This is a genomic window from bacterium, from assembly GCA_023150945.1.
Classification (GTDB): domain Bacteria; phylum Zhuqueibacterota; class Zhuqueibacteria; order Zhuqueibacterales; family Zhuqueibacteraceae; genus Coneutiohabitans.
This window is the reverse complement of sequence record JAKLJX010000004.1, coordinates 196,595-223,197: the sequence shown is the minus strand read 5'-3', so window position 1 is coordinate 223,197 and position 26,603 is coordinate 196,595. Positions and strand designations below refer to the sequence as shown.

26 protein-coding genes and 1 tRNA gene are annotated in these 26,603 nt (G+C 60.4%); 13 read left to right on the top strand and 14 right to left on the bottom strand.

Going from position 1 to position 26,603, the window contains the following annotated elements; translation table 11 throughout:
- Positions 1–9: 9 nt before the first annotated feature.
- The 14 genes from L6R21_07670 to L6R21_07605 form a co-directional block, all read right to left on the bottom strand.
- On the bottom strand, positions 10–999 hold the full coding sequence (locus tag L6R21_07670; protein MCK6559064.1) for a CAP domain-containing protein: 990 nt from the start codon (positions 997–999) through the stop codon (positions 10–12).
- Between the two features lie 114 nt (positions 1,000–1,113).
- A tRNA-Leu gene (locus tag L6R21_07665) sits at positions 1,114–1,197 on the bottom strand.
- A 94-nt stretch (positions 1,198–1,291) separates the two neighbouring features.
- Complete coding sequence (locus L6R21_07660) at positions 1,292–2,188, bottom strand: M55 family metallopeptidase (protein ID MCK6559063.1); 897 nt, start codon at positions 2,186–2,188, stop codon at positions 1,292–1,294.
- 113 nt (positions 2,189–2,301) lie between these two features.
- Positions 2,302–5,100: a DUF2339 domain-containing protein gene (locus L6R21_07655; protein ID MCK6559062.1), complete on the bottom strand. Its 2,799-nt coding sequence runs from the start codon at positions 5,098–5,100 to the stop codon at positions 2,302–2,304.
- A gap of 54 nt (positions 5,101–5,154) precedes the next feature.
- Entirely contained in the window at positions 5,155–5,820 is a 666-nt protein-coding gene (locus tag L6R21_07650) for a phosphoribosylanthranilate isomerase (protein MCK6559061.1), read from the bottom strand.
- Positions 5,821–5,839: 19 nt separating this feature from the next.
- Positions 5,840–7,501, bottom strand: a complete 1,662-nt coding sequence (locus tag L6R21_07645; protein ID MCK6559060.1) for a hypothetical protein — start codon at positions 7,499–7,501, stop codon at positions 5,840–5,842.
- 241 nt (positions 7,502–7,742) lie between these two features.
- Entirely contained in the window at positions 7,743–9,074 is a 1,332-nt protein-coding gene (locus L6R21_07640; protein ID MCK6559059.1) for a M48 family metallopeptidase, read from the bottom strand.
- Between the two features lie 550 nt (positions 9,075–9,624).
- On the bottom strand, positions 9,625–10,488 hold the full coding sequence (locus L6R21_07635; GenBank protein MCK6559058.1) for an alpha/beta hydrolase: 864 nt from the start codon (positions 10,486–10,488) through the stop codon (positions 9,625–9,627).
- Positions 10,485–11,285: a 1-acyl-sn-glycerol-3-phosphate acyltransferase gene (locus tag L6R21_07630; GenBank protein MCK6559057.1), complete on the bottom strand. Its 801-nt coding sequence runs from the start codon at positions 11,283–11,285 to the stop codon at positions 10,485–10,487. The genes L6R21_07635 and L6R21_07630 overlap by 4 nt, the downstream gene beginning before the upstream one ends.
- Positions 11,282–12,091, bottom strand: coding sequence for a GNAT family N-acetyltransferase (locus tag L6R21_07625; GenBank protein MCK6559056.1), 810 nt, complete (start codon positions 12,089–12,091; stop codon positions 11,282–11,284). The genes L6R21_07630 and L6R21_07625 overlap by 4 nt, the downstream gene beginning before the upstream one ends.
- 59 nt (positions 12,092–12,150) lie before the next feature.
- Positions 12,151–12,936 carry a hypothetical protein gene (locus L6R21_07620; protein MCK6559055.1) on the bottom strand — a complete coding sequence of 262 codons (786 nt, stop codon included), beginning with the start codon at positions 12,934–12,936 and terminating at the stop codon, positions 12,151–12,153.
- Positions 12,937–12,956: 20 nt separating this feature from the next.
- The gene (locus L6R21_07615; protein MCK6559054.1) at positions 12,957–13,991 is read right to left on the bottom strand and encodes a ferric reductase-like transmembrane domain-containing protein; all 1,035 of its coding nucleotides are present in this window, start codon (positions 13,989–13,991) and stop codon (positions 12,957–12,959) included.
- On the bottom strand, positions 13,988–14,497 hold the full coding sequence (locus L6R21_07610; GenBank protein MCK6559053.1) for a hypothetical protein: 510 nt from the start codon (positions 14,495–14,497) through the stop codon (positions 13,988–13,990). Before L6R21_07610 ends, L6R21_07615 begins: the two co-directional genes overlap by 4 nt.
- Positions 14,494–14,784 carry a hypothetical protein gene (locus tag L6R21_07605; protein MCK6559052.1) on the bottom strand — a complete coding sequence of 97 codons (291 nt, stop codon included), beginning with the start codon at positions 14,782–14,784 and terminating at the stop codon, positions 14,494–14,496. The genes L6R21_07610 and L6R21_07605 overlap by 4 nt, the downstream gene beginning before the upstream one ends.
- Before the next feature lie 463 nt (positions 14,785–15,247).
- On the opposite strand from L6R21_07605, the gene L6R21_07600 reads away from it, so the two are divergent.
- The 13 genes from L6R21_07600 (at position 15,248) to L6R21_07540 (ending at position 26,579) form a co-directional block, all read left to right on the top strand.
- On the top strand, positions 15,248–16,306 hold the full coding sequence (locus L6R21_07600; GenBank protein ID MCK6559051.1) for a hypothetical protein: 1,059 nt from the start codon (positions 15,248–15,250) through the stop codon (positions 16,304–16,306).
- Position 16,307: 1 nt separating this feature from the next.
- The gene (locus L6R21_07595) at positions 16,308–16,583 is read left to right on the top strand and encodes a hypothetical protein (GenBank protein MCK6559050.1); all 276 of its coding nucleotides are present in this window, start codon (positions 16,308–16,310) and stop codon (positions 16,581–16,583) included.
- Positions 16,584–16,834: 251 nt separating this feature from the next.
- Complete coding sequence (locus L6R21_07590) at positions 16,835–17,296, top strand: Rrf2 family transcriptional regulator (protein ID MCK6559049.1); 462 nt, start codon at positions 16,835–16,837, stop codon at positions 17,294–17,296.
- A 60-nt stretch (positions 17,297–17,356) separates the two neighbouring features.
- Entirely contained in the window at positions 17,357–17,557 is a 201-nt protein-coding gene (locus L6R21_07585; GenBank protein MCK6559048.1) for a YezD family protein, read from the top strand.
- A gap of 143 nt (positions 17,558–17,700) precedes the next feature.
- Positions 17,701–19,083: an OprO/OprP family phosphate-selective porin gene (locus tag L6R21_07580; GenBank protein MCK6559047.1), complete on the top strand. Its 1,383-nt coding sequence runs from the start codon at positions 17,701–17,703 to the stop codon at positions 19,081–19,083.
- A 175-nt stretch (positions 19,084–19,258) separates the two neighbouring features.
- The gene (locus tag L6R21_07575) at positions 19,259–20,227 is read left to right on the top strand and encodes a sulfate ABC transporter substrate-binding protein (GenBank protein MCK6559046.1); all 969 of its coding nucleotides are present in this window, start codon (positions 19,259–19,261) and stop codon (positions 20,225–20,227) included.
- Between the two features lie 83 nt (positions 20,228–20,310).
- A complete protein-coding gene (gene cysT / locus L6R21_07570; protein MCK6559045.1) occupies positions 20,311–21,144 on the top strand; it encodes a sulfate ABC transporter permease subunit CysT in 834 nt (277 codons plus the stop codon).
- Positions 21,145–21,242: 98 nt separating this feature from the next.
- Positions 21,243–22,073: a sulfate ABC transporter permease subunit CysW gene (cysW, locus tag L6R21_07565; GenBank protein MCK6559044.1), complete on the top strand. Its 831-nt coding sequence runs from the start codon at positions 21,243–21,245 to the stop codon at positions 22,071–22,073.
- Positions 22,070–23,125 carry a sulfate/molybdate ABC transporter ATP-binding protein gene (locus L6R21_07560; protein ID MCK6559043.1) on the top strand — a complete coding sequence of 352 codons (1,056 nt, stop codon included), beginning with the start codon at positions 22,070–22,072 and terminating at the stop codon, positions 23,123–23,125. The genes cysW and L6R21_07560 overlap by 4 nt, the downstream gene beginning before the upstream one ends.
- A gap of 281 nt (positions 23,126–23,406) precedes the next feature.
- A complete protein-coding gene (locus L6R21_07555) occupies positions 23,407–24,393 on the top strand; it encodes a cytochrome C (protein ID MCK6559042.1) in 987 nt (328 codons plus the stop codon).
- Positions 24,394–24,776: 383 nt separating this feature from the next.
- Positions 24,777–25,346, top strand: a complete 570-nt coding sequence (locus L6R21_07550) for a hypothetical protein (GenBank protein ID MCK6559041.1) — start codon at positions 24,777–24,779, stop codon at positions 25,344–25,346.
- Positions 25,347–25,476: 130 nt separating this feature from the next.
- Positions 25,477–25,803: a hypothetical protein gene (locus L6R21_07545; protein MCK6559040.1), complete on the top strand. Its 327-nt coding sequence runs from the start codon at positions 25,477–25,479 to the stop codon at positions 25,801–25,803.
- Between the two features lie 161 nt (positions 25,804–25,964).
- The gene (locus tag L6R21_07540) at positions 25,965–26,579 is read left to right on the top strand and encodes a PorT family protein (GenBank protein MCK6559039.1); all 615 of its coding nucleotides are present in this window, start codon (positions 25,965–25,967) and stop codon (positions 26,577–26,579) included.
- The last annotated feature ends 24 nt before the right edge of the window (positions 26,580–26,603 follow it).

Sequence of the window (26,603 nt, the reverse complement as noted above, 5' to 3'; positions counted from 1 at the left end):
AACCTCCCTTCAGTTTTTGGCCCTTCCCGCAAAATTGTGCACGCTGTTGAAGCGATGCTCGGCGTGCGGCCGCGTGCCCACGCCGACGAATTTCAAAACGGGATTCAAGATGGTCTCCCGATGGCCGCGCGCGGGCACGCCGGCATCGACCAGAAGCTGCAAGACGATTTCCAACGGATCTGCAAAACCATAAGAACAGTTTTCCGCCAGGATGGTGTTGGTTTCCGCGCCCGCCCGCCGCACACGTTCGCGCAGCGTCGCACCGTCAGAGCCAACGTGACCAACGCCGCCGGACTTTCCCATATCCTCCGCATGCGCCTGCGCCGCGCGCGCCAGGGCCGCGTCCGGCAGCAAGGCGGAACGCGATTTCTGCCGCAACATCACTTGATAGCACTCCTCCTCATCCGCACTGCGGCTGCGCCGATGAAAAAGGTAACGCTGCGCAAACAACGCTGGATTGGTGCGGGCCTTGTTCAAATACAAAACCACCTCCTGCTCACCCCGGCTCATGTACGGCACTTCGGCAGCAGTGTCGAGTTTCGTCAGATCCCAGCCTGCGAGCTTTTCAGCTTCCGCAGCAGAGACGAGCCTGCCGCCGCCGACGGTCACGGTCAGCTCGCCGGAGGCCATGAGGTCGCGATAGTTGCCGCGATTGGCAAACAGGATCAAGCGGCCGGCAGCGGGACTGGCGTAGCGCAGGCCCTCGACCACGGCGAAATAATCAGCGCCTTCGATGCGGCCCACCAACGTGCCGAGATAACCATGTTGATTGATCTTCTCGAAATTCGTGTGGCCGCGATAATCTACCGGCTGCCATTGTTCCCACATGCGCCATTGCCCGCTGATCTGAAACGACAGCGTCTCGCCTTTGGCAACCCACAGCGGGTAGGCCGCTTCTTCTTGCTGCGGATTCACTACAAAGCTGTGCTGCGCCGCGAGGCAAGTGCAGGTCAGCAACACCAGACCCAGCGGGCCGCAGGTTCTTGTCGATTGGAGCATTTCAACTTCTCGCTTGCCAAGCCGGTTCAATCGTATCAGGCAGTTTGACCGCGTGCTTCCGTCTCAGCACATTACCAACAAAAAAAGCGAGCATTGAGATTGCTCGCTTTCGTGTGCCGGGGGCGGGACTCGAACCCGCAAGGGATTGCTCCCACTGGATTTTGAGTCCAGCGCGTCTACCAATTTCACCACCCCGGCGAAAGAACGGCAGGTAAGATAGAACTATTCGACTGATTATCAAGAAGAATTTTCGCAGCGGTGCGATGCCAGGCCTGCCGGCCGCAATTCCCGCTCACGGCGCCAGCGCAGGGCTGTAGGTCAAAATGAATTCGAAAAATTTCGACACCTCCACCATGTCCTTGCCGGCAAATGCGATGCTGTGCGCATCCGTGCGCTGCACCAGCGACAAGTAACTCAACACCTCGGAGGGACGATAGTTTTTGAACCGCACTTCCAGTTGCACCGGCGTCTTCAGCTTGTAGGGTTTGAATTCGCCCAGCCGTTTCATGGCAGCGGTGACCTTCGCGCGAATCAATTCGCAGGCAGCCGCGGGCGTCAGGGTTTTGGCGGAATGAAAGCCGTAGGCCCATTTCACCACCGCGCCTTCGAGGTTGCCGAGCAGGCCGGTGGCCTCCTCCACAATGGCATCATCGCCGGAGAGCATGATCACCGGCACGTTGAAATGCCCGGCAATCGCCGCGTTGAAGCCGGCCTCCGACATCGCAATGCCGTTGAGGCGCACCTCCGCGAGCGTGGCACTGGAAAAAGAATGCGCGCGCACGCCGCGGGGATTGGTGGTGCTGGTGTGATAGCCAATGAAAATCACGCCGGCAAACGATTCGTCGATGCCTTGCATCATCATCAAGGGCCGCGGCCAGGAACGCACGACCTGCACGTTTGGCGGCAGCTTTTCCAGAAGAAGATTCTGACCGTTGCCGTGCGAATCGCTGACCAAAATCTCGGTGGCGCCGGCGGCAAACGCCGCGTCAATTGCGGCATTGACTTCATTGGTCATGAACTCGCGGAAACGTTGATACTCGAAACCCTCGGGGCCGAGCTGGGCGTCACTCACCACGCCGGCAATGCCTTCCATGTCCGCCGAAATATAGATTTTGGTTTTCGGTTGGGCCTGCAGCAGACTGCCGCCGGCCAGAAGAAGTAACGCGAGAATCACAACACGTGATGGCATGCGGCTGCTCCTGTTTGATGAAATGGACACGAATGAATCAAAGGCTGCGAGCCGAAACCCGGCCGCCAACTGCACGGCACCAAGCCCGGTGCCTGCCGCTGCTGTGCACGCGATCAACACGAACCGGCTGCCGGCTTTTCCCCGGCTTTGCTTCCGTCCGGCGCTTCGAAGATGATCGCTTTGTATCTCTGATAGAGATAGGAGACCAGCAGCAAGATCAATCCCAGCCCCATGAAGGCAAAGATGCGATAGAGCGTGTCAAGGAACGACAAATCGTAGAAGAAGATCTTCAGAATCGTGATGCCGAACAAGCCGATGGCAAGCAGGCGCACGCCCTGCTGCCGGCGCCAGATGCCGAAGGCCATGAGCAGAATCGAATACAGCAGCCAGAGGCCGGAAATGCTGAGTTGCTGCAGATTGCGCAGTTGATCGATCCGGCCGGAATACTCCGCGCCCGCACTTGCTTGCTCGAGCACAAGAATCGCCCGGTCGAAATAGTCGCGCGCTTCGGCGGTAATCAGCTCGAAGATGAGCAGGACGGCCACCACCGGAATGCCGAGCAACAGCCAGCGAAACCAGGCCTGATCGCGTTCATGCTGTTTGAGCCAGCGTTCCTGCACATAAGCGCCGGCGGCGAGCAGCGCGACCGCAGCGACACGATAATTCAACCCCGCAACAAAATCCGCCAGCGGCGCAAAAGCTGACAGCGTGTGCAGCAAGCCCGTCGCCAGCGCCAGCGTCAAGCCGAGGAGACCGGAGCAGATCACCGGCAGGGCTTGCCGGCGCAAACCATACCACAGCAGCGGCAGCGAATAAGCCAGCCACACCAGCGCCAGCACAAACGGCTGCAGATGACGCAGCCGCGCGCGCGCCGGTTCCGCGGCCGCCCGGGCCAACCGCGCAAACGTGTCGTTGGTCTCGACCGTCAACACCTCAAAGAAGAGCAGCACGGCCGCCACCGTGAGGCCGATGAGCACGCGCCTTACCCAAACCCGGCTGTGCTGCTGCCGGCTCAACTCGCGCATGAGAAACAGTGTCGCAGCCAGCACGGCCACCACCGAGAGAAAGCGATGATTCAGCAGCGTCACGAATTCTTCGAGCGGCTGCAGCGGCAGCAGCGTTTGCAGCACACCGAGCAGCAGCGCCAAACCAAGCGCCGCCAGGCCGCAATAAAGCAGCGCAGCGAGGCCGTGGCGCAAACCGGCAAGCGCCAGCGGCACCGCCAAGGCGGCCCACACCACGGTCAGCATGAAATCACGCATTGAGCCGAAGTAAGCCGCGCGGGTGCCGCCGGCGCTTTGCATCAGCTTGGCGAAAGTGTCGACCGTTTCCGCGGTGACGAGAATGAATGCCAGCGCGCACCAGCCGTAGTGCAATGCTGTGCGCACCAACGCGCTGCGTTGGTGGTCCACCCCTTTGAAGATGAATGGTCCGGCAAAGCAAACGCTCGCGAGCACAAGGAAAGCCAGAAAGCGCGGGTTGAGAACCGGGGTGAAATTCGACAACGGTTTGTAATCGAGCGCGCCGGTGGTGAAGAAGAGCAACCCAACCGTTGTCACGGCCAGCAGGATCAGTGCCATCTGCCACACGTAATGCCGGCGCCAATGTGCACCGGCCGCGAGCAACGCCAACGCTTCCACGGCCCACAGCATGATGAGCTTGAAACCGGAGAATTCGATGGCCGTGGCCAGCGCCAGCAACACTATCGCGGTGAGCGACAGGCGCGTGACCGCCTGAGTTGCTGCGGGATTGCGGTGCTGCAGGCCAAGCATCACCATGAAGTAAATCAGGGAAACGGTGAAGGTCACGCTGCCCGTCCAGCGGCTGTGCTCCTGCTCCATCAAGCTGTAGAGGCTGATGAAATAGAACGCCGCATTCAAGACCGCGACGAGGTGCCGCAGCATCCGGTAGCTGGCCACCGAGCGCAAGCCGCGGAGCACCTCCAGGCCGAGAAACATGCCCCACAACACCGTGAGAAAAACAAACGTGAGCGGAAAATTCCGGCTGGTGTAGGCCTCGGCGTACCACGCGACATAGATCAGATAGCTGCCGCCGAGAGTAAGCGGTTCGAGAATCGCCCACTTGTCTTTGCGATATGCCACCGCGAGCAAACCCGCGGTCAACAGCGCGAGATAGATGAACAATTGCACCGGCTGGGCAAAATCGAGATTGAGCATGAAGGGCGTGAGAAAGCCGCCGGCCCAACCGAGCACCGAAATCGCGAGCGCATCATAAGTCAGCGCCTGCCAGATGGCGAGCGCGGTCACACCGGCCATCAGCAGCAGCGCGCCCTCCTGCGGCACGAGCTGGTAGAAGTTAAAGGAGGCATAAGCCGAGAGATAAAGAATCGCGATGCCTGCGCCGATCAAACCCTGCGCAAAGATCCGGAAATCCCTCTGATGCGAGCGGCGGCCGACCAGCAGCAAACCCGCGCCAATCGCGGCGCCGATGAGCACGCGCATGGTCTCGCTCAGCCAGTTGTTGTCGAAGGCATATTTCAGAAAAAAGCCGACGCCCAGGATGAGCGCCAGCGCGCCGATGCGGTTGAGCAGCTTGCCGCCGACGAGCGCTTCCCACTCCGCGCGAGTGCGTGAGGGTTTTGCCGGCGGCTTCGGCGGCAGCGGTGGTGGCGGCAGCTCGCGAGGCAGCGGCGGTGCAGTGGCAGACGGCGCGGCCGCTGCCGGTGTTGCGGTTGCGGGAACCTCCGGCCATGCCGGCACGATCGGCACAGGTGACGGTGCCGCAGTTGGAGTCACGACGCGCGGCTCACTCGGCGCCGGCGCTGCAGCTTGCCCGGCCTTGAGGGCGCGCAGCTCGAATTGCAGCAGTTGTATCGCTTCTGACAGACGATTCGTCTTGCGGATATAGATGACCACCAGAATGATCAAAAGCAGCAGTAGAAATTCCGACATGCGATCTCCTGCGCCGGCCTGTGGCGGAAAGCCGCAGACCGGTGCCGCCTGGGTTCATGAGGTTTGTACTCTTTCAAAAAATCTCTCGAGTTTGCGTTCGTCGAGCGTGCCGTTGGTGCGCACCCCGCTGCAGAGGTCGAGGCCGAAAGGTCCAACTTCTGCGATGGCCTGCTGCACGTTGTCGGCATGCAGGCCGCCGGCGAGATACAGCGGCACGTCGATCATGGCGCGGATCATGCGGCTGATGCGCCAATTGTGGGTGCGGCCGGTGCCGCCGAGCTCCTTCACGGCCAAATGGGGATTGCCGGAATCGAGCAAAATCGCATCGACGAGCGGCGCAACTTGCTGCGCTTCCGCGACGGCTTCTTCTCCGGTCACGTGAATCACCTGTACCAGTTTGATGCCGGGCAGGGCTTGGCGCAAATCGGCATACGTGCCCGCCTGCAACGCGTCCACCAATTGAATGGTGTTGGTGCCGCAGCGGCGGTGCTGCGCAATCACCGCGGCGGCCTCCTGCTTGCTGGTGAGCAAGAACGTGGCGACGCCCGGCGGCGTGCGGCCGGCAATGGCGGCGATCTGTTCTTCGGAAATCACGCCGGGACCGCTCGGCATGGCGGAAACCAAACCGAGCGCCGCCGCGCCGTAACGCACCGCCAGTTGCGCCTCTGCGAGACTGCTGATGCAGCAGATTTTCACGCGAGGATTTGGAGTGGGGGCCATACTGCAGTTTTCCCTCAGGCTAATACCGCCAGCTCGTCACATCAGCGCCGGGCGGCGCGGTCTGCAGCAATCTTGCGATCGCGCGCGGCACGAACATTTGGTGATAGCGCAGCCGCGAAATGGCGTTGGGCCGGGTGTGATCACCGTTCCAGCAATGCTCGGCGCGGTCGCCGTAATCCACCTCGCCTTCATAAGGCGGCGCCGTGGTACTCTGCAGAAATTCTTCCACGAGATAGACGGCATTGTTGAGATAGAAATTGTCCATGTCGCCGCAGTAGAGGTGAATCTTGCCGCGCAGTTTGGGGCCCAGGTGTTCCCAATCGCGCCGCAAGAGGTGGCCGAGATCATAGTGCTCGCGCCAGTAGGCGGCAACCTCCTGATCGATTTCGCCGGTGAGCTTGTCCCACAATCGTTTCGGATAACCGTTCTCGCCCCTGGGAGAATAGACCGCCTCCCAAATATCCCACTGCTGGCCCGAGCGGTTGTTCGTGCCCAACACCAGCTCCAAGTGATTGGCCTGCTCCAGCGTCGTGCTGACTTCGCCGAGGTAATTGCGCCGGCCGGGCCGCGGCACGCGCTTGAACGGGCCTTCATCATAGTAGGCGTTCTTGTGTTCGTAAATGTTGACCACGGTGTAGGCGCGAAAGTCAATGGGATCCGGGCAGGCGGCGAAGCAGCCGTTGTATTCCTCGGGATAAAAAATCTGCGCTGCCAACGCCTCCCAGCCGCCGGTGGAGCCGCCATAGAGAAAGCGCGCCCAGCCTGCGCCCAAGCCGCGGAATTTCTGCTCGATGAAGGGAATCAATTCGTACGTGAGGGCATCGCCGTACGGCCCGAGATTGGCGGAATTCACCGCATAAGAATCATCATAGTAGGGATTGGCGTGCTGAATCTCGATGATGATCACGCGCGGAAAATCCGGCCCGATCCACTCACGATAGAATTGATGCGCATGCTCCTGCACGATCTTGTTGTAGCCTGCCATGCGGAAGCGGGCGCTGTATTCCGGCACGAGATTGGGATCGGGCGGCTCTTCCCGAAAACCGCCGAAGGTATAGGGAAAATGGCCGTGAAAGATCATGAGCGGATAGCGCGCCTCCGGATGCTCTTCAAAGCCCTCGGGCAGCAGCACGCAGGCGCCCAGCTCCACCGGCCGCCCCCAGAATTTCGTCAGGCGCTCGCTTTGCATCTTCACATGCTTGATGTACTTCGTATCCTGCGGCGGCGGAATCGGCGGAATTTCCTGATCGAGATTGATCTTGATCACGGCGGCCCGCCGCGGATCGATCGTCATCCGCTGCGGCGTGCTGTAGAGATTGCCGGGCGCGCGATTCCATTGCTGGCCTTCGCCACGATCCCTCGGCAGTTTCACGGTGTGGCCGCTGGCGAGATGAAATGTTTCGTACTTGTGCAGCAATGCTTGCACGACGTACTCGCCGGGCTTGAGCTCCGCCAGACTCTGGAGCGGATAGCCGGACACCGAGGCGTCGATGCGCGCAGCCTGTCCCGGGCCGAGGCCCTCCACGTCAATACCAAAAATCTGCTGGGTGCCGGGATCATCGCTGATTTGAAAACGCGGTTCCTTCTCTTCGTTGACGGACAACATCAGCAGCAGGCGGCCGTCGATCGGCGTCCGGCTTTTCTCTGCGGTGAATGAAATGGCGAAACGCAGCTTGCTCATGAATTCCTTCTCCGTGGTTTGGCCATTTGCGGCGAGCAGCAGCATGAGTGCAACAACGGCCCGGCCTCGCGGCATGTTGATCCAAGTCATCGCAGTTCTCCCTTTCCCTGCAGTTGGCTGAAGTGCACAGCAGGAGTCATGAAATCGTGTGACCGTCGCGGTTCAGTGCGGTGCGCTGCCCTGCTCCCGATGCCGGCGGGGTCACTTCGGCGCTGCCTGCTTCGCCGCCGGCCTCGCTGCGCTAGTCTCCTGTTTGCGGGGCTTTGATGAGATGCCCGTATTTCAACGGCTCGCCGGTTTCCCAGGGGCGGTAGCTGTTGCAGAATTCGATGCGCTCGCCGATGGGCGGATGGGAAGCCCGCCAGAGTTTGTAGAGCCAGCCCGGCCGCGGGTTGCCGAGATTTTCCGTCTGCAGTTTCACGAAGGCCAGGGCCGCGGCGCGGTTGTTCTGGCAGATTTCCAAACCAAAGCGGTCGGATTCATGCTCATTGTAGCGCGTGTAGGCGAAACTGAGCGGCGTGGCGAGGAAGAGAAAAAGATTGAAAAGCAGAATCAGCAGCGGCAGCGAAGCAATATCCGCGAGCTGGTTGAAGCCAAAGCGGGCGTGATACCTTCGCAGCAGCGCGGCGGCATTGCGGTGGGCAGCGTACAACACCACCAGGATCAACGCCGAAAAGAACAACACACTCTTGACCACGTGTCCCAGCACGTAATGTCCCATTTCGTGGCCCATCACGAACAGCAGTTCCTCTTCCTCCAGCTTGGCGATGATCGTATCCCACAGGACGATGCGCTTGGTGTCGAGAAACCCCGAGACATAGGCATTCACGGCCTTGGTGTCCACGCTTTTGTTCACTTCGAACACACGGCTGCCCTCGATGCCGGCACGCTCCGCCAGCGCCAGGATTTTGGCCTCCAGCGCCTGATCCTGCATCGGGCCGAACTTGTTGAACAGAGGCGCAATCCAGATCGGGCTGATGAGCATGAAGAAGAACAGAAACGGCACCATCAAAATGCCGGTGTAGAGCCACCAGCGCTGTGGACTCTTTTTGAGCAGCAAGTACGGCACCCACAGAAACAGCACGCCGCCCAACATGCCGACCACCAGCGCTTTCAGCGAGTCGCCCAGCCACTTGCTGAAGGTTTGGTTGGAAAGATCATAGGCATGCTGTCGCACGAATTCCTGATAGTAGGTGAGCGGCAAATCGAGGAGAAAGGTGATGAGGGAAAAAATGATGAAGTAAAGGCCGATCACAAAGAACCACTTGCGCCCGAGCTTCTGCGCCCAGTTGCGAATGCGCGCCGAAAAGCCGGTGAAAAGAAACGCCGCGGGGACCAGCAGGCCCCACAGCAGACCGAGGCCCCACAGCCAATTGCCGCTGCGGTAATAGCGCAGAGCTTTCTCGCTGGCGGGCGGTACCGGCACGGGCCTGGTTTCTTCTGCGATGCGCTGCAACGTATCGACCGCAGCCATGACCAGCGCAGTGTCCGGCACGGGCGGATTTGCGGTTTGGCTGATGGATGGTCGCGACAGCGCGAGCACGGTACTGCACAGAATGAGAAGCGATCGCATATTTCCTCCCTGGCGGGGATGAAAGATTGCACACTGCCGCCACGCCGAAGCATGGCGATGAAAGGCAAGCCGGCGAACCGAAGCTGCCGGTTCAAAGCAAAGATGATTCCAAGAACATTCGCATGTATTCAAACGAATCAGGTGAAGTGCACGCCACCGTTCGCTGGACTTCACCGGCACGCTTCCGGATGAAAGGCAGGGATGAACATGTCCGTCAAGGTTGCGCTTGCTTTCGGCGCCTTCGATCACACCTTCGACGGTCGGCAGAATTGGTAAGTTTTTCGGCGGGAAAAAGCAAGGCCTTTCTGAGACACGCGGCGGCACGCGCTTGCGGTTCTGCCCTCAGAATAGGCTCAAGTATCTTGCCGCGTGTTGCGGCTGGGTGAAGCGGTCACTCAGAAGAATCTTGTGCAGTACTTGGCCGTGTGCCCAAGACTTCCCAAGCTCCCTGGCTGTGTGCCCAAATCTTCACAAGATACTTGGCAGTGTGTCCAAATAGGCAAAAGATCCTTTCAGGACGAAATCAACGGTAGTCATCGTTTTCAAAGAGTCAAGCGATGAAAAATTGCTGCAGCCGTTGGTTAACCGCCTCGGCCTCTTCATGCTGCACCCAATGGCTGGCGTTTTCCAAAAGCAGCAGCTCGGCGTGTTCGCACTGCGCCAGGCTGGCTTCCGCCAGTTCGGTGCGGAGAAAGCGGTCACGGCCACCCCAAATTATCAATGCCGGCATCTTCACAGTGGCGTGGCCGGCACCTCCGCGGCGTTGCCGCAACGCCGCACGGTACCAGTTGATCATCGCGGTCACGGCGCCAGGTTGTGACCAGGCCGCGCGATATTCTGCCAGATCGGCTTCGCCGAAGGTGCCGGGCCGGCTGGTCTTCAGCAAGGCCCGGCCGGCGATTTCCCAACCGTTCTTTTGCATGCGCCATTCCGGCAGCCCGGGCAGTTGAAAAAAGAAAATGTACCAGCTCTTGCGCCTTTGCACGGCATCGTGCAGCAGGTGGCGGCGCATGACTTGGGGATGCGGCCCGTTCAAGACCGCCAGCTTCTCCACGCAGTCCGCATGTCGCAGCGCCAGCCACCACGCCACGACTGCGCCCCAGTCATGTCCCACGATCAGGGCGCGTTCCCGGCCAACCGCCTTGATCAAACCCACGATGTCACGCGCGAGATGATCGAGACCATAGGCGGCAATGCCGCCGGGCTTGTCGCTCAGATTGTAACCGCGCTGATCCGGCGCCAGCACGCGATAACCCAAACGCGCAAAAAAATCGATCTGCCGGCGCCAGCCATACCAAAACTCCGGAAAGCCGTGCAGGAAAATGAGCAAGCGGCCGTGGTCCGGCCCGGCGAGCGCGACGTGCAGCCGCACGCCATTGGTGTTGAAATACTGATGTTCGAGTCCGGCGATCATGTGGCGGATTGCTGGCGGGCGGCGGGCAATTCCTCCGGCCGGACGACCGGATGAAACTGCTGCGCGATCAAGCGATGCAGCCGGCGCGCAAGCAGTTTGCGATCGGTCGCGCGCACCGCGGCGTCGCCAAAGGTGAGCAGCGCTTCGAAACGGGGCAATTGCAGCACGTTGAAGAAATGATCCGGAAACGTCATATCACCCCACCAACATACCGCCAAATGCGCGGGCGGCTCGCCGGCAGGCGTGCGATAACTCAAACTGGCGTAGGAAACCGGATAGTGGTTTTCGGCGGCGACATGCAACAATGGCGATTTGAACGGCCGAATCTCCGCGCCGGCTGAGCTGGTGCCTTCTGGAAAAAAGATGATGCCCTCCCCTCTCTCCCACGCGGCGCGCAACAAATGGTTCAGACGAACCACTTCGCGCGCCAGTTCGCGATTGATGAACAGCGTGCCCACCGCGCGCGTCAGGAATCCGATCACCGGCCAGCCGCTCACATCATGCCGCGAGACGAACACGCCCCGAACCTGAGTGGCGAGCACGAGAATATCCATGTAGCTGAGGTGATTGGCCACCAGAAAGAACGGCGGCGGTGGAGCGTTTCCCCGCACCACCAGCCGCATGCCGATGATGGCCGCCAGTCCGCGCGCCCAGCCTTGAAAGACGCGCAGCCGCCAGCGCCGGAAACCCGTGTCCGTAAACAGCGCGAGCAGCCGGCCACCGAGCAACAGCAACACCCCGGCGGCGGTCAGCACGGCAATCATGACAATGCGAACAATGGCACGGAGCTTTCTCATGGGGCGAATTGCTTGCGGAAGAAAAATCTGCGGGTGGCTTCATCGAGCGTGGCGACATCGAGGAAGGTGAGATAGTCGATGGTCTTGAAGGCGCGATCCAGCGCCGGCAGACTGCAGATCTTCGCGCCATAGACGAGGTAGATCTTCATGAGCCGTGGCAGGTGAACGGCGCCGGGGCCGGCGGTGAAGTCGCTTCCGTAGCAAACGTAACCGGGTTGCGGCTGCAGCAAAAAGTCCGGCTGCACGTGCTGGTTGGCGGTGAGATGATCCATGACGCGCTTGCCTTCGGCCGGGTCCTGGCTGGTGAGCGAACAGCAGCCGAACAAATAACGCTTGCGATTGCAAGTCAGGTACGCGGCCAGGCCGCGCCAGAGCAAATAAAGCACGCGGGCATTGCGGTGCGGCTTTGCGACGCATGCCCGGCCAACCTCGACCGCGTTTTCCAAAACGCCGGCCGGAAAGCCGGTGAGATCGTATTCGCCGGCAGAATAGAATCCCGCGCTGCCGCCCGCCATGGCGAGCGTCTGCATGCGATAGGTGCCGATCACCTGCTGCAGCGACCGATCCAGCACCATCAAATGGTGGCAGCGCAGATCGAATTCATCCTGATCGCGAAACGTGTCGTAGGAGGAATCCAATCCTTCGCCGAGCTCGAGATTGAACACCTCGAAGCGCAGTTTCAGAACGGCATCCAACTCGGCTTCGCTGCGGGCAAAACGCAGGAGATAGTTGCCTTCGGCAATCTCGAGCGGAGGCAGCAGTTCCGGGAAGGGCGGAAAGGTTTGGGCCAGGCGCGTCAGGGTCATTGCAGTTCTCTCACGACCGTGATTCAATTTTGAAGAAACCGGCAAATGCTCGTACGGCGCTAGGAACGGCGGTAGGTCTTGGGATCGGCACGCAGCATCAAAAAATCACCTTGTTGAATGATTTCGCCGCTGATGACCAGCGGCTCTGCGATCATGGCCAGAATTTCCGCGTTCACGCTGCGGCCTTGCGCGGAAACCAGAAAAAGATAGACGGCATTGCCGTCCTGATCGCGCACGACGAACACCGGCGGAATGCCGCCGCTGATGCAGCGCACGGCGCAGGCGCGATGGGTTTTCAGCTCGCCGGGTTTCATCACCCCAAAGTAGCATTTGCTGTCGACGATTTCGCCCGCGAGAGTGAAGGTGCCGAGCGAATAGGCCGGCAAGGAATCCGCCCGCGCCGTGAGCGCCGGATCCGCGGTGCTGAGGGCAGTGATCGAGCCGGGCACCACCTCCAGCAAAGTTTGGTTGTCGCGATGGATCAGCGTGCCCCGCAGCCGGACGGCTTTGCCTTCCCATCCGGCCAGCGCCTGCTGCGCGCCATGCTTGCCTTCCGCCACGAGATGATAACGCGACAGCGGCACCGCCTCGCCGGGCAAACCCGGCCGCAAGACCAGCAGCGCGGGATAGGGCGAAGCGACGACAATACCCTGCATCGCGCGTGGCATGAGATATTCAAACACGCTGGGCGCAAAGGGATTTTGGCCGCGCACCAGCACCGCCGCTACTCCTGCCGCCAGCAGGAACAGGACAAACACCACGCCCGCCATAAAAAACGCCTGGCGTCGCGGCGCTTTCGGCAGATAGCCGATGTAAAATTCCTCCGCACGATCTACACTCGCCACGCACGCACCTCTGCTTTCACTCAATTGATCAAGGCCGGGGCCACGCGCGTCCCCGGCGGATTCGGTGTGGTATTGACGAAAACCCGGCCGCGCCGCACACGGACGGTGAAAGTGGGAACTTTCTCGGTGAAGGGCGGTGGCGAGGCACCGGTCTCGGGCAAATACTGATACCCATGCCAGGGACAGGTGATACAGCCGTCAATGATGCGGCCTTCGCCCAACGGGCCGTTCTGATGCTGGCAGACATTCGAAGCCGCCGAGACCCGACCGTCATATCGGAACACCGCAACGCGCTCGCCGCCGAGGGAGAATACCAACGCGCGTTTCTCCGGAATATCGCCGGCCTGGCACACCTCCACGAAACCTTCGGCATCGGGTTCACGTGTTTCCTGATCGCGCCGTCTCTCCTTGCGGCCGGCCGCGTAATGCAGACTCAACACCATGACCAGGCCAACCGCCACCACGGCCGCGAGCATGGGATTGGTTTCCGCCTGCAAGGCACCAAGCGTGACGTGCATGACGATCAAGCCGTAGGCCGGATAAACCAGCATATGCAATTTCTTCCACGCCGGCGCAGTGAGCTGCGCCAGCCAGAAATCATGACTGGTGGCGGCCATCAAGAAGAAAATGAGGAGACCGAGCAGGCCAAGCATCTCAAAAGGAAATCCGCTCAAGCTCGCATAGCGCGTGTTGCCCACCAACAGACTGACCAGCGGATTGAGATCGCCCAACGCATGAAACTGCACCAGGGAGAAGACGGCATGTCCGAGGCCGAGCACAAACATGGTCACGCCCAGATGCCGGCGATTGTACAACAAAGGGAGAAAGCGCGGGTTTAAGCGGCACAGCGGGCCAATCGCGAGAATGACATGCAACAACAGCAAGGCCCCAGTGCCCAACGCCCGGATGATGAGCGTCTCGATGGTTGCCTGCGGATGCCATCGCAGCCCGGCCGCGAGGAAGACCGCGAGATAGAGCACCAAGCCGACGAGCAGCACAATGTCGTAGAGGCGTTTTTGCCGGTTCCAGGAAACCGCACGGTAGGCGAGGCTCATGGCAGCCTCCCGGCGCGCACCAGCGTCGCAGTGGGCAGGATCGCAGTGGCCACGATTTGCTGATGTGCCAAGCTGTAAAGCATCATCTTGCCGTCGGCACTCAACGCGGCCGGCGGCAGCGCAAAACGGCGCAGATGTTTGCCGGAGAGGCCGCCCAGCAAATGGGCCGTCTCCGGCAATTGTTTTGTAACTGGGACGCTCGCCTCGCACCAGTACACCAGCACGTCGGGCGCGATGAGATCGCGGCGAGGCTGCAGTTCGATCACCAACCGCTGCGGCGGAATGCGGTCGGCGCTGACGCGCGTCATGATACTCTGCCCGGGCCAGAGGTTGTCTCGCTCCAACAGCATTTTGGGAAAGGCAGGGATTTCATTGATCAACAGCGCCGGAACCTCTTGCGGCAAGGGTGCATGCCGCACCGCCAATCCCGCCAGAAAAAGCAAGGGCAACCCGACGGCCATGATTCGCATGAGTTGATAGTGGCGCTGCCGCAGCGGCTGAATCATGACGCAGCCTCCTTGCCGGCCGGGGCGCTGCGCCGGCGCGCAGCGGCGCGATGCGGATTGTTTTCCTCGGGCGGCGTTTTGGCTCCCGCAAGCCAGCGCCACAACAGCAACGGCCACAGCGCGATGGTACCGGGGATGATGATCAGGCGAAATCCCCAACCCGAGCCGCGGGCAGCCGCATCGATTTTGTTCACACCGATTATGAGGAAAGGAATGGCGAATGCGAAACCGAGTGCCAGGTAGAGGCCTGCAATTCTCACCAGCCAGGTCGCCCAAAGTGTATCCATGCAGTCAAAGACTCCGGCGAAACGTTGATTCGAATCCAAACAAAGCAAACGCAGGAAAGATGCCCGGGCATGATGTCATTTCATGAACGCTGGCGTTGTCCGTCAATATTCCAGCTTTTTCGCGACGGCGGATGAAGGCGCCGCAGCCTGTTGGTTGGAAGTCGCGAGCAAGAGTCCGTCAATTGCCGCACAGCCCGGCCGGTCAGTGGGGATGAGTTCGTCGCTGGTGGTGATCGGATAACCGGGCAAAGTGGCGCAATGATATGAAATTCGCGTCTCGGAAGCAAGTGGAAGTTGCCCGTGCGCCGGCGCTGCGCGGCGCGGAGTTCGTAGTTGCATGCCGCGGGATTTGTGTTATATTCGCAGCGCCGAATCTGAGCTGGCAGCCGAATGCCGCCGCCGCGTTCTCCTGCCGAAGACTTGGGATTGGCTTTCCACCGCAACCGGAAGAGAGTGCACGCGGATGCGCTACCTCAACCAAATCTTCACTGCGCCGCTCGGCCAGCCCGTCGAGAACGAGACGCTGCGCGCCGAATTCGAACCTTTTCTGGCGGCATTGCCTCTGGCAAACGACAAGCTGGAGGAGTTGCGCAACTTCGTTCATTACTCGCTCGTGGGCCGGCGCACGCGCCATCGTTTTGCTGCGGATTACAGCGCCATGCGCCGTTTTGCCGCGCGCGCGGCGACCTTCGAGTCGGGCGCGGCAACAGCGGTGGCGGCGCTCGCCGGGAAGCTCGCGCCGGCGGTGCGCGCCGCAGGCGTGAGCTTCGATGCCGTCATCACCACCACCTCCACCGGCAATCTCATGCCCGGCTTGAGCTATCGCCTGGCGCAACGTTTGACCGATTGCATTCGCCGCGACACGCTCATGATCGACCTCGGCAATGTCGGTTGCACGGGCAGTTTGAAAGCGCTGCAGCTTGCCCGCTCGCTGCAGGATTCTCTCCAGCATCTGCTGGTGCTGACGGTGGAACTGCCTTCCACGCTCGCCGACGTCACCAGCACCCAGCCCGACACCTGGCAGGGCAACTGCACTTTCGGCGATGGCGCCGCGGCGGTGTGGCTCTCCCCTTCTCCGGGGTTTGGTGAGATGGCGCTGGCGCTGGAGGATATGCATTATGTGCAGCAGGCGCCGCAGGGGTTCGATCTCATACGCTGGGATTATCGCGATTATTACACCTTTGCGCTCGCTGACGAGCAAACCTTCAACAACCAGGTGCGTGAGTTCGTCGTCAACGCCCTGGCGGCCAGCGAGGCGGCATGGCAGGAAGAGCCGCGTTGGGCGATTCATCCCGCCGGCATTGCGTTGCTGGTGCGATTGAGCCGCAAGCTCGGCATTCCTTCTGCAGCGATGCAACCCTCGCTGGCACATTATCGCCAATACTCCAACATGAGCAGCGCCAGCATTATTTTCATCCTGCAGGAACTGGCAACGGCCACGCCGGTGGGCCGCGCCATCAACCTGCTCTCTATGGGCGCGGGCTTCAATGTCGTTTACGGACGTGTGAGAAAGGTGAGATGATATGGATCAGGCAGTGGTGATGGAAAAGATGAAAGCCTACTTCGCCAAGAGCCAGCCGGCCGAAGTGGTGAATACCTTGGGTGAGCAAGTCGTGACCCGTCTGCTGCAGGATAGTCTGGACGTGGTGGAGTTTCTGGTCTATTTGGAGGAGGAATTGCAGCTCGCCAGCGAGATTGACTTGAACAGCCTCGGCCCCCAGGTTGTCAATCGCACGTTTGCGGAAATCGCCGGCGCGATCGTGGCCTACGTGCAGACGCGCCAGCCCGGGCCGGCGTGAGGGTTTGCACGGGACATTTTGCTCTCCCGGCCGACAACCGTCCAACTTGGCGCGTGGCTGCGGGCGGACTGCGCTCCCCAGGAACAATTTCTCGCCCCTGCCCGGCGCCGGCCAGCCACGGTGCGCAGTGCCGCTGCTTCCTTTTTTCTCCCCAACCGGCCGCAAAAAAAGACAAAAAACCGCTTGACATTCCGCCGCGATTTGTGTATGCTCAAAACAGTACCAGATAGATAGACTAAATAGGTTTGATCGTGCTTTCCAAAAAGGCAAAATACGCCCTGCAGGCGCTGCAATACCTGGCGCGGCACTACGAGCACGGCCCCACCCTCATCTCCGAGCTGGCGGAGAAAGAAAACATTCCCAAAAAATTCCTCGAACTCATCCTGCTGGATTTGAAGAACCACGGCGTGCTGCAAAGCAAGAAAGGCAAGGGCGGCGGCTATTTCCTGGGCAAACCCCCTGCGGAGATCAGCCTGGGCCACGTGATCCGCCTGGTCGATGGCCCGCTCGCGCCCCTGCCCTGCGTCAGCCAGACCGCCTACCGCAAATGCGAGGAATGCCGCGACGAAGCCACCTGCGGCATCCGGCTGGTGATGAAAGAAGTGCGCGATTCCACCGCGACGATTTTGGACGGTACCAGCCTGGCCGACATGCTGGGCAAGATCTCCCAGTCGAAAACCAACGGCAAGGCGAAGAAAACCCGCCGCCACTGATTTTTTTTCTTGCTTTACTCTACAAAGCATATAGAGTAAATCGCTTAGAAGGAGCCGACCATGTGTGCCGCTGATTCTGCCCGAACCCCCGCCCCCGCGCTCGCTCCGCCGGAGTACGACCTGGCCCAGACCATCTGCAATGCGCTGCAAGGCATTCGCTTTGGTTCGGTGGAGATCATCATTCACGACGCTCAGGTGGTGCAAATCGAGCGCAAGGAGAAGATTCGCCTGGAAACCGCAACCCGCAAGAAAGGCAGGTGAACCGGGCTGTACAAGAATGCAAGGCCGCCGGCGCGCCGACCAGAAGGCTGGAGGCAACTCGGCCGGCAGTTACAATTCCCAATGCCCCTCGATTGGCGAACTGACCGGGCCACCGGAAGTCTCCCTGCAACCGGAGACACGAGATGAAAAATCGCCTGTTTGTGTGCCTGAGCGGACTGCTGCTCGCGGCCCTGGCCGGCAGTGCTGTCCCGCTGCGCGGACAATCCCTCACCCCTCCCGATTCGGCCTGGCAGCAACGCTGGCAAGAGCTGGATCAAAAGCAACGCATCCTGGAGCGCAAATGGGAACTCGCCCGGGAAGAAGCTGCCGCGCAAGCCAAAGCCGCACCGGTGCTGATTGCGGGCAAGGACGGTTTCTCCCTGAAGTCCGCTGACTCCGCGTTTCTGCTGCGGCTGCGCGCGCACAGCCAACTCGATGGACGCTTTTTCCTCGATGATGCCGCGGCAGCCAACCCCAACACCCTCGTCAACCGCCGCATGCGCTTCCTGCTCGAAGGCACGCTCAACAAGATCTTCGACTTCAAATTCATGCCCGATTTTGCCGGCAGCCGGCTGGTGCTGCAGGATTTCTTCCTCGATGCGCGGCTGTGGCCGCAGCTCAAATTCAAAGCCGGTAAATTCAAAACGCCCTTTGGCCTCGAACGTCTGCAATCCCCCACCAACCTGCTGTTCATCGAACGCGGCCTGCCCAACAACCTCGTGCCCAATCGCGATCTCGGCGTGCAATTGCACGGTGATTTGGCCGGCGGCGTGGTGAACTACATGGCCGGTGTCTTCAACGGCGTCGTCGATGGCGGCAGCGGCGACAGCGATAGCTACGACAGCAAAGACCTCGCCGCTCGCCTGTGGCTCTCTCCTTTCACCAAAACCAATTGGCCAGCGCTGCGGCAACTGGGCCTCGGCCTCGCTGTGACCAAGGGCACGCAGCAAGGCACGCCGGCCTCGCCCAACCTGCCGAGCTACAACACCCCCGCGCAGCAATCGCTCTTTCGCTATCGCGCCGACGGTACAGCTGCTGGCACCGTCATTGCCAACGGCGAAATTCAGCGGCTCTCGCCGCAAGGCTACTACAGTTGGGGCCGCCTGGGCGTTCTGGGAGAATACGTGATTGCGCGGCATCAGGTCACGCGCGGCAGCCTGTCCGCCGAGCTCGAACATCGCGCCTGGCAGTTGGCCGCCTCCTACTCGCTTACCGGTGAAGCGGCTGCCTACAAGGGCCTGACGCCTTTGAAGACGTTCGATCGCGTTCACGGAGTCTTGGGCAGCTTTGAAATCGTGGCGCGCTACAACGTACTGGAAGTCGACCCCGACGCTTTTCCGGTGTTTGCCAATCCTCAAAGTGCAGCGCAGCAGGCGAAGGCCTGGGCCTTGGGTTTGAATTGGTATTTGAACCGCAACGTCAAAGTGGTTTTGAATTATGAGCAGACAGCTTTCACCGGCGGCGCTGCCAACGGTGACCGGCCGGACGAAAAGGCCCTGCTTTCCCGTGTGCAAGTCGGTTTTTGATGGCCATGCCACTGTGTCATGGCGCTGGCCGCAACTTCTCTTGATGCTTGAATAGCGCAGCTGGCTCGAGCCCGCTGCAGGATCTTCCCAGGTGCCAACACTGCTTCTCATGCAATGCTTCTCAGGAGGACTCATGACATTCCGATCAATCTGCCAAGCGGCCGGCGCTGCCGTGATGACATTGCTGCTGGCGCAATCGGCATTCGGTCAAAAGGCCGTCACGCTGCTCAATGTCTCCTATGATCCCACCCGGGAATTGTACCAGGAGTACAATGCCGCCTTTACGAAATACTGGAAGGAAAAGACCGGCGAAACCGTCACCATCAATCAATCCCATGGTGGCTCAAGCAAGCAGGCGCGCGCCGTCATCGACGGTTTGCAGGCCGACGTGGTGACGCTGGCGCTGGCTTACGACATCGATGCCATCGCGGAACAAGCGAAGCTTCTGCCGCCCGACTGGCAGAAGCGGCTGCCGCACAACAGCGCGCCCTACACTTCAACGCTGGCATTTCTCGTGCGCCAGGGCAATCCCAGGAAGATCAAAGACTGGGATGATTTAATCCGGCCCGGCATCGCGGTGATTACGCCCAATCCCAAAACCTCGGGCGTGGCGCGCTGGAATTATCTCGCCGGCTGGGGCTACGCGCTGCGCCAGAACAACGGCGAAGCCGCCAAGGCGCAGGAGTTCATCGCCAAGCTCTTCAAGAACGTGCCGGTGCTCGATTCCGGCGCGCGCGGCGCGACCACGACTTTCGTCGAACGCGGCATCGGCGACGTGTTGATCAATTGGGAAAACGAACTGCTGCTCATTCAAAAACTGAGCCCGGGCAAGTTTGAAATGGTCGTGCCCTCGCTCAGCATTTTGGCGGAACCAACGGTGGCGCTGGTCGACAAGGTCGTTGACAAACGCAAAACGCGCGCAGTGGCGCAGGCTTATTTGGAGTACTTGTATTCCGAAGAGGGCCAGGCGATCGCAGCCCGCCATTTCTACCGCGCGCATTCGCAGGCGGTGATGGCAAAGTATGCAGCGCAATTTCCCAAAATCAATCTCTTCACCATCGCTGAGGTCTTCGGCGGCTGGCAGCAGGCGCAGAAAATCCATTTTGCCGATGGCGGCATCTTTGACCAGATCTATCTGCCGTGAAGCCAGCTCCAAGTCCTGACTTCGCATTGACAGTGGCGTGAGCCATCAGGTTGTTGCACCTCCTCAGCCAGGAGAACAGTCACATGGCGCTTGCGCTCAAACAACGCAGCGTGCTGCCGGGTTTCGGACTGGCGCTGGGTTATACGCTGCTCTACCTCGGCCTGCTGGTTTTGATTCCACTGGCCGGCACTTTTCTCAAGACCACCAGCCTGAGCTGGGCGCAGTTTTGGCAGACGGTCACGGCGCCACGCGCGCTGGCCTCCTACCAGCTCAGTTTCGGTGCGGCCTTCACCGCGGCGCTACTCAACGCGTTCTTCGGATTGATAGTTGCCTGGGTACTCGTGCGCTATCAATTCCCCGCCAAGCGTTTGATCGACGCGCTGGTCGATTTGCCGTTTGCCCTGCCCACGGCCGTGGCCGGCATCGCCTTCACGGCTCTCTATGCCAGCAAGGGCTGGCTCGGACAGTGGTTTGAACCTCTGGGAATCAAAGTGGCGTTTGCGCCGCTGGGCATCGTCGTGGTGCTGACCTTCATCGGCCTGCCGTTCGTGGTGCGCACGGTGCAACCGGTGTTGGAAGACATCGAGCCGGAAGTGGAAGAAGCCGCCGCGATTCTCGGCGCGCATCGCTGGCAAACTTTCACGCGCGTGCTCCTGCCGGCGATCTGGCCGGCGTTGCTGACCGGTTTCGCGATGGCGTTCGCGCGCGCAGTGGGCGAATACGGCTCGGTGATCTTCATTGCCGGCAACATGCCCATGCGCACCGAGATCACGCCCCTGCTCATCGTCACCAAGCTCGAGCAGTATGACTATGCCGGCGCCACCGCGCTGGCCGTGGTCATGCTGGTTATTTCATTCGCGCTGCTGCTTTTGATCAACGGCTTGCAAGCGTGGAGCAGCCGCCGCCAACGCCATTGAGTCTGCCGCGAGGAGCTGCCATGACCAATCCCCTAGTCGAAGCCGTGTGGCGCAGGAGCCGCGCCATTGCGGCGCACGTGAAAACCGAGCCACGCCTCATGCGCTGGGCGCTGACCGCGGTCGCGGTGGGCTTTCTCGGGCTGTTCGTGGTTTTGCCACTGCTGGTGGTTTTTCTCTCGGCGCTGGACAAAGGACTGGGCGCCTATTTCGCGGCGATTCGCGAGCCGGATGCGCTGGCCGCCATTCGCCTGACCTTGCTGACCGCAGCCATTGCGGTTCCGCTGAATCTGGTGTTCGGACTGGCGGCGGCCTGGGCCATTGCCAAATTCGAGTTCAAGGGCAAAAACGTTCTGATCACCCTCATCGACCTGCCGTTTTCCGTTTCGCCGGTGGTTTCCGGCTTGATTTACGTTTTGATTTTCGGATTGCACGGTTGGCTGGGACCGTGGCTGAATGCGCACGATATCAAGATCATCTTTGCGGTGCCCGGCATCGTGCTGGCGACGGTATTTGTCACGTTTCCCTTTGTCGCGCGCGAGTTGATTCCATTGATGCAGGCCCAGGGTGTGGAAGAAGAGGAAGCCGCGCTTTCTCTGGGCGCGAACGGCTGGCAAACGTTTTGGCGGGTTACCCTCCCCAACGTCAAATGGGGCCTGCTTTACGGCGTGATTCTGTGCAACGCGCGCGCGATGGGCGAATTCGGCGCGGTGTCGGTGGTGTCCGGCCACATTCGCGGTTTGACCAACACCATGACGCTGCACGTCGAGATTCTCTACAACGAATACAACTCGGTGGCCGCCTTTGCCGTGGCTTCGCTGCTGGCGCTGTTGGCGCTGGTGACGCTGGCCGCGAAGAGCGCAGTGGAATGGCGCACCAAACAGCAGATGCAGGCAGCAGCCAAAATGATCATCTCCGAGGAGAGCGCATGAACATCGACATTCAGCATCTCAGCAAGAAATTCGGCGCGTTCGCGGCGCTGCAGGACATCTGTCTGGAGGTGAAATCCGGCGAGCTGCTCGCGCTGCTCGGGCCTTCGGGCTGCGGCAAAACCACGCTGTTGCGCATTCTCGCGGGCCTGGAGTTTGCCGATCAGGGCAGAATTGCGTTCGATGGCGAAGACGCCACGCAGCAAAGCGTGCGGGCGCGGCGCGTCGGTTTCGTGTTTCAACACTACGCGCTGTTTCGCCACATGACGGTGTTCGAGAACATCGCGTTTGGGATGCGGGTGCGGCCGCGCGCCACCCGGCCCTCCAACGCGGCGATCCGCGCGAGTGTGCTGAAGCTGCTGCGCCTGGTGAAGCTGGAAGAGCTGGCCAGCCGCTATCCCACGCAGCTCTCCGGCGGCCAGCGCCAGCGGGTGGCGCTCGCGCGCGCCCTGGCCGTGGAGCCGCGCGTGCTGTTGCTCGACGAGCCTTTCGGCGCGCTCGACGCCAAAGTTCGCCAGGAATTGCGGCGCTGGTTGCGGCGGCTGCATGATGACATTCACATCACCAGCGTGTTCGTGACACACGATCAAGAGGAAGCGCTGGAGGTTGCCGATCGCGTGGTGGTGATGAATGCCGGCCGCATCGAGCAAATCGGCACGCCGGAAGAGGTGTACCATCATCCCGCCTCCCCTTTCGTCTACAATTTTCTCGGCAATGTCAATCTCTTTCGCGGCCGCATCGAAGCAGACCGCATCTACATCGGCGAAATGGCGATGGAACTGCCGGAGGGCGCCGAGCGCGATGCAGACACTGCAACAGTCTACATCCGTCCGCACTTGCTGGAGATCGAAGAGAAGCCCAGCCACCAAAACCATTTTTCCGCCATCGTGCGTCACATTCATGCGGCAGGTCCGCAAGTGAAAGTCGAACTGGTGACGGAAGCGGGCGATCCCGTGCAAGTGGAAATCACTCAGGAACGCTATCGCGAGCTGCGCCTGCAACGCAATGTCAGAGTCTTTGTCAGACCAAAGAAGAAGGAGGCAACGGAAACTTAGTGGTCGGTCCTCTCAGTTTGTGACAGTGTTTTTTCGCGATGCCCATCAGGCGAGCCTTGTGAAACACTGTGCACTGTGCCCAAATCTTCACAGCATCCCTCCCCTCGCACGCACGCAGCGCAAAACGCATGCGTGACCGTTCGCTGCTGCCCTCCGGTTCGATCTCCGCATAGTTCATTTGTTCTATTTTGAGCGCTGTTTGCAACCGCTCCGAGGCGGCTTCGTACATCAGCCCCGCTGCAACAGCCAAGTCAATAACCCTCAGAAAGGAACAATGTCTCATGAACAAGCTGGTCAAAATTGCCGGCGGCCTGGTGCTGGCATTGCTGGTGGCTGCCGGTGCGGGTCTGGCATATTTGTTTGTCGCTTTGCCGAATGCCGGCGACACGCCGGATCTCAAAATGGCCGTGACGCCCGCAACGCTGGCGCGCGGTGAATATCTTGCCAAACACGTGACCGTGTGTTTGGATTGCCATTCTACCCGCGATTTTCGCTACTACAGCGGGCCGATCACGCCCGGCAGCGAAGGCCAAGGCGGTTCCGAGATGGAAGAAGGGGTCGGTAAGATCACGGTTCCCAACATCACGCCGGCGGCATTGGAGAACTGGAGCGACGGTGAGATTCTGCATGCCATCACCGCGGGGGTGAACAAAAACGGCGACCCGCTGTTTCCGATGATGCCTTACCCGCTGTACAATCAACTCGCCGAAGAGGATGCCCACGCGATCGTAGCCTATCTGCGCACGCTGCCGCCGATCGTAAACGAGGTGCCGCGGTCGCAACTCAGCTTCCCGATGAATTTGATTGTGCGCACCATGCCCAAGCCTTATGTGCCGCAGCCGCGGCCCGCTGCGTCCGATACTCTGGCGTACGGCAAATACCTCAACACGATTGCCGCTTGCCAGTTTTGCCACACGCCAATGAATGACAAGGGCCAGCCGCTGCCGGAAATGGATTTCGCCGGCGGCCAGGAATTCAAAATGCCGGGCGGAGGCGTGGTACGTTCGGCCAACATCACCCCGGAGTTTGATTCCGGCATCGGTGCGTGGGATCGCGAATATTTCGTGCGGCGCTTCAAGGAATACGCGGATTCCACCAGCCAGCGCATCGAAGTCCCCGCCGGCCAGGCCAACACGCCCATGCCGTGGACGTTCTACGCCGGCATGACCGCAGCGGACTTGAACGCGATCTACACCTACCTGCGCACGGTCCAACCGGTGAAAAACGATGTGGACCGCTATCCGGAAGCCGAGGTTTCGTTGCGATAAGGCGCGGGACGACGGGCCCGACGTCGATTCTTCTCGCACACAAAAATCACCATGCTCCCTGGATGAGCGCAGCCGGGGCGACGATGCGAATCGTCGCCCCTTTTTGTTTTGCCCTCCCTGTTTTGCGGTAACCCGTCAAAATAGATCATTTGATCTACCAACCGCTGCGGCAACAGTCCGTATCAGAAGCCATGAACGACGAACGAGCCACTGACGCTGCTGCAGGAAGCAGCAGCGCGCCGGCTCTACGAATTATCATCCCACAGGTACATTGTTCTGCTCTGAAAAGACTAGCGCGATTTCGAAGTCTTTTCCAACTTGGTTCTTGGTTCGCTTGCAGTCTGGCAGACTGCGCGCCGATTCACAACTGAAGAGGTGAGTACATGAAGACGTTTGTTGTGCAGTTTCGCTGTTCTCGGATGGGAGTGCTGGCTGGTCTGCTGTCGATCATGCTGGCAGTGGGCGGCTGTCGCAAGAATCCCACGAGCGCCGATGACAATCCTGGCCACGGCAATCACGATACGCCGCGCACCGCGGTGCCGGCGGAATTGGTAGGCTCGTGGTACACCGGTACGATTTCGACAGTGAATTACTACAACCCCACCACCGGCCAGTGGTCTCCGCCCTCCGGCACCGGCATCACCTATAGCCTTACCGCGGACGGCTACTACGAGAAAAGCGGCCTGCTGCAAACTTCTCTCTATGGCTGCACCACGACGCTGTTTGTCTACAACAAGGGCACGGTGGCGGTGGACGGCAACAAGATCTCGCTGTATCCGACCTATGGCCGGGTGAAGAGTCAGGATAATTGTGTGCCGCGCTTCAACTATGACAAGCCGGCGGAGCTGGCCGAGGAGCATATCTTTTGGGAACTCGGAACCGACGCCTATGGCCTCGAAGCGCTGTGGCTCAGATACGCTGAAGGCGACGCCTCGGCGTTTTATCGCCGCTGAGAGTTGCTGCATCTTGTTCCTCCAAAGCGAAGGGCGGCGGTGAAAATCGTCGCCCTTTGTGTTTGTCGCACGGCAACGGTAACAGTGCATCAGATTAGTTCATCTGCTCTATAGCCGAACGGATTGATTCATGCAAATTCACCGTATCGCAAGGAACGCCAGCTCTCCGCCGGACCGGGATCCGGCTACGGCCAACATGTCCACCGCCGCACTCGACCCGGGCGAGGCAGTTGTGGCGATCACCTCCTGTCCGCACTGCGGCTTCACCTTCGGCGGCGAGTATCGCTATTGCGGCAATTGCGGCAAAGCCCTGGCTGCAACGGCAAGACGCGCTGCTCCTGCCGTGCCGCACGTTACCGCGCAGCCGACCGAACCGCCCGCCGGCCTGCCGCCGCGCTTGGGACTGCGGGCGCTGGCCATGATCCCGCGCCTGCATTTGCGCTGCGGCTGGCGCTGAGGAATCTGTTCGCGCTCACCGTTTTGGGCACGGTTGCGCCCGCGCTGCAAAATAGTCCGTTCGTTCTACCAACTCTGCTGCGCCCAAATCGTATCGCAGCAGCACAACACAACGCGGCCCGATCAACACGTCAATCCATCCATTAACCCAAAGGAGATCATATGAAGAAGTCCCTCGCAGTCTTGGTCATGTTGTTTGCGCTGCAGGCCGGCTCGCTGGCGCTGGCGCAGGAAAAGAAGCTCGCTTTTCACCTCAGTGGCGGTGCGAGCGCGCCGTTGACGAATCAGGAGTTCCGGGATCTGTACAGCTCGGGCCCCAATGGCAGTCTCGGACTGGACGTGCGTGTTTCGCCGAAACTGGCAGTGGGCGCGGAATTGGGCTACAGCTCTTTCGGTCTGGATCGTAAGGGGTTGCTCGATCTGATCGAAATGGAGGACAATGACGCGATCAAGATCAAAGGCGGTGATCTGAGCGTCGTGGAAGTGTTGGGTGTCGGCAAATATTACCCCAAGTCCGTGGATGCCAACACCAGTTTCTATCTGCTCGCCGGCGCCGGTCTTTCCGCGTCTTCGATTGCAAAACTCGAAGTCACCACGCCTGCCGGCGATTTGGAGAGCGAGGCCGTGAGTGAAAGCAATTTCATGGCGCTCGGCGGCATTGGCCTGCAGCACAAATTCGGCGCCAAATGGAATGCCTATTTCGAAGTGCGCTACACCCGCGTCTTTTCCGACGAGGCGTTTTCCTATTTGCCAGTGCGCATCGGCACCACGTTCTAAGTTCACGAGGTTGTCGTGTGACCG

Coding starts and splice junctions, on each gene's coding strand:
- L6R21_07670 (MCK6559064.1), bottom strand. CDS start 999: ATGCTCCAATCGACAAGAACCTGCGGCCCGCTGGGTCTGGTGTTGCTG.
- L6R21_07660 (MCK6559063.1), bottom strand. CDS start 2,188: ATGCCATCACGTGTTGTGATTCTCGCGTTACTTCTTCTGGCCGGCGGC.
- L6R21_07655 (MCK6559062.1), bottom strand. CDS start 5,100: ATGTCGGAATTTCTACTGCTGCTTTTGATCATTCTGGTGGTCATCTAT.
- L6R21_07650 (MCK6559061.1), bottom strand. CDS start 5,820: ATGGCCCCCACTCCAAATCCTCGCGTGAAAATCTGCTGCATCAGCAGT.
- L6R21_07645 (MCK6559060.1), bottom strand. CDS start 7,501: ATGAGCAAGCTGCGTTTCGCCATTTCATTCACCGCAGAGAAAAGCCGG.
- L6R21_07640 (MCK6559059.1), bottom strand. CDS start 9,074: ATGCGATCGCTTCTCATTCTGTGCAGTACCGTGCTCGCGCTGTCGCGA.
- L6R21_07635 (MCK6559058.1), bottom strand. CDS start 10,488: ATGATCGCCGGACTCGAACATCAGTATTTCAACACCAATGGCGTGCGG.
- L6R21_07630 (MCK6559057.1), bottom strand. CDS start 11,285: ATGAGAAAGCTCCGTGCCATTGTTCGCATTGTCATGATTGCCGTGCTG.
- L6R21_07625 (MCK6559056.1), bottom strand. CDS start 12,091: ATGACCCTGACGCGCCTGGCCCAAACCTTTCCGCCCTTCCCGGAACTG.
- L6R21_07615 (MCK6559054.1), bottom strand. CDS start 13,991: ATGAGCCTCGCCTACCGTGCGGTTTCCTGGAACCGGCAAAAACGCCTC.
- L6R21_07610 (MCK6559053.1), bottom strand. CDS start 14,497: ATGATTCAGCCGCTGCGGCAGCGCCACTATCAACTCATGCGAATCATG.
- L6R21_07605 (MCK6559052.1), bottom strand. CDS start 14,784: ATGGATACACTTTGGGCGACCTGGCTGGTGAGAATTGCAGGCCTCTAC.
- L6R21_07600 (MCK6559051.1), top strand. CDS start 15,248: ATGCGCTACCTCAACCAAATCTTCACTGCGCCGCTCGGCCAGCCCGTC.
- L6R21_07595 (MCK6559050.1), top strand. CDS start 16,308: ATGGATCAGGCAGTGGTGATGGAAAAGATGAAAGCCTACTTCGCCAAG.
- L6R21_07585 (MCK6559048.1), top strand. CDS start 17,357: ATGTGTGCCGCTGATTCTGCCCGAACCCCCGCCCCCGCGCTCGCTCCG.
- L6R21_07580 (MCK6559047.1), top strand. CDS start 17,701: ATGAAAAATCGCCTGTTTGTGTGCCTGAGCGGACTGCTGCTCGCGGCC.
- L6R21_07575 (MCK6559046.1), top strand. CDS start 19,259: ATGACATTGCTGCTGGCGCAATCGGCATTCGGTCAAAAGGCCGTCACG.
- cysT (MCK6559045.1), top strand. CDS start 20,311: ATGGCGCTTGCGCTCAAACAACGCAGCGTGCTGCCGGGTTTCGGACTG.
- cysW (MCK6559044.1), top strand. CDS start 21,243: ATGCGCTGGGCGCTGACCGCGGTCGCGGTGGGCTTTCTCGGGCTGTTC.
- L6R21_07560 (MCK6559043.1), top strand. CDS start 22,070: ATGAACATCGACATTCAGCATCTCAGCAAGAAATTCGGCGCGTTCGCG.
- L6R21_07555 (MCK6559042.1), top strand. CDS start 23,407: ATGAACAAGCTGGTCAAAATTGCCGGCGGCCTGGTGCTGGCATTGCTG.
- L6R21_07550 (MCK6559041.1), top strand. CDS start 24,777: ATGAAGACGTTTGTTGTGCAGTTTCGCTGTTCTCGGATGGGAGTGCTG.
- L6R21_07545 (MCK6559040.1), top strand. CDS start 25,477: ATGCAAATTCACCGTATCGCAAGGAACGCCAGCTCTCCGCCGGACCGG.
- L6R21_07540 (MCK6559039.1), top strand. CDS start 25,965: ATGAAGAAGTCCCTCGCAGTCTTGGTCATGTTGTTTGCGCTGCAGGCC.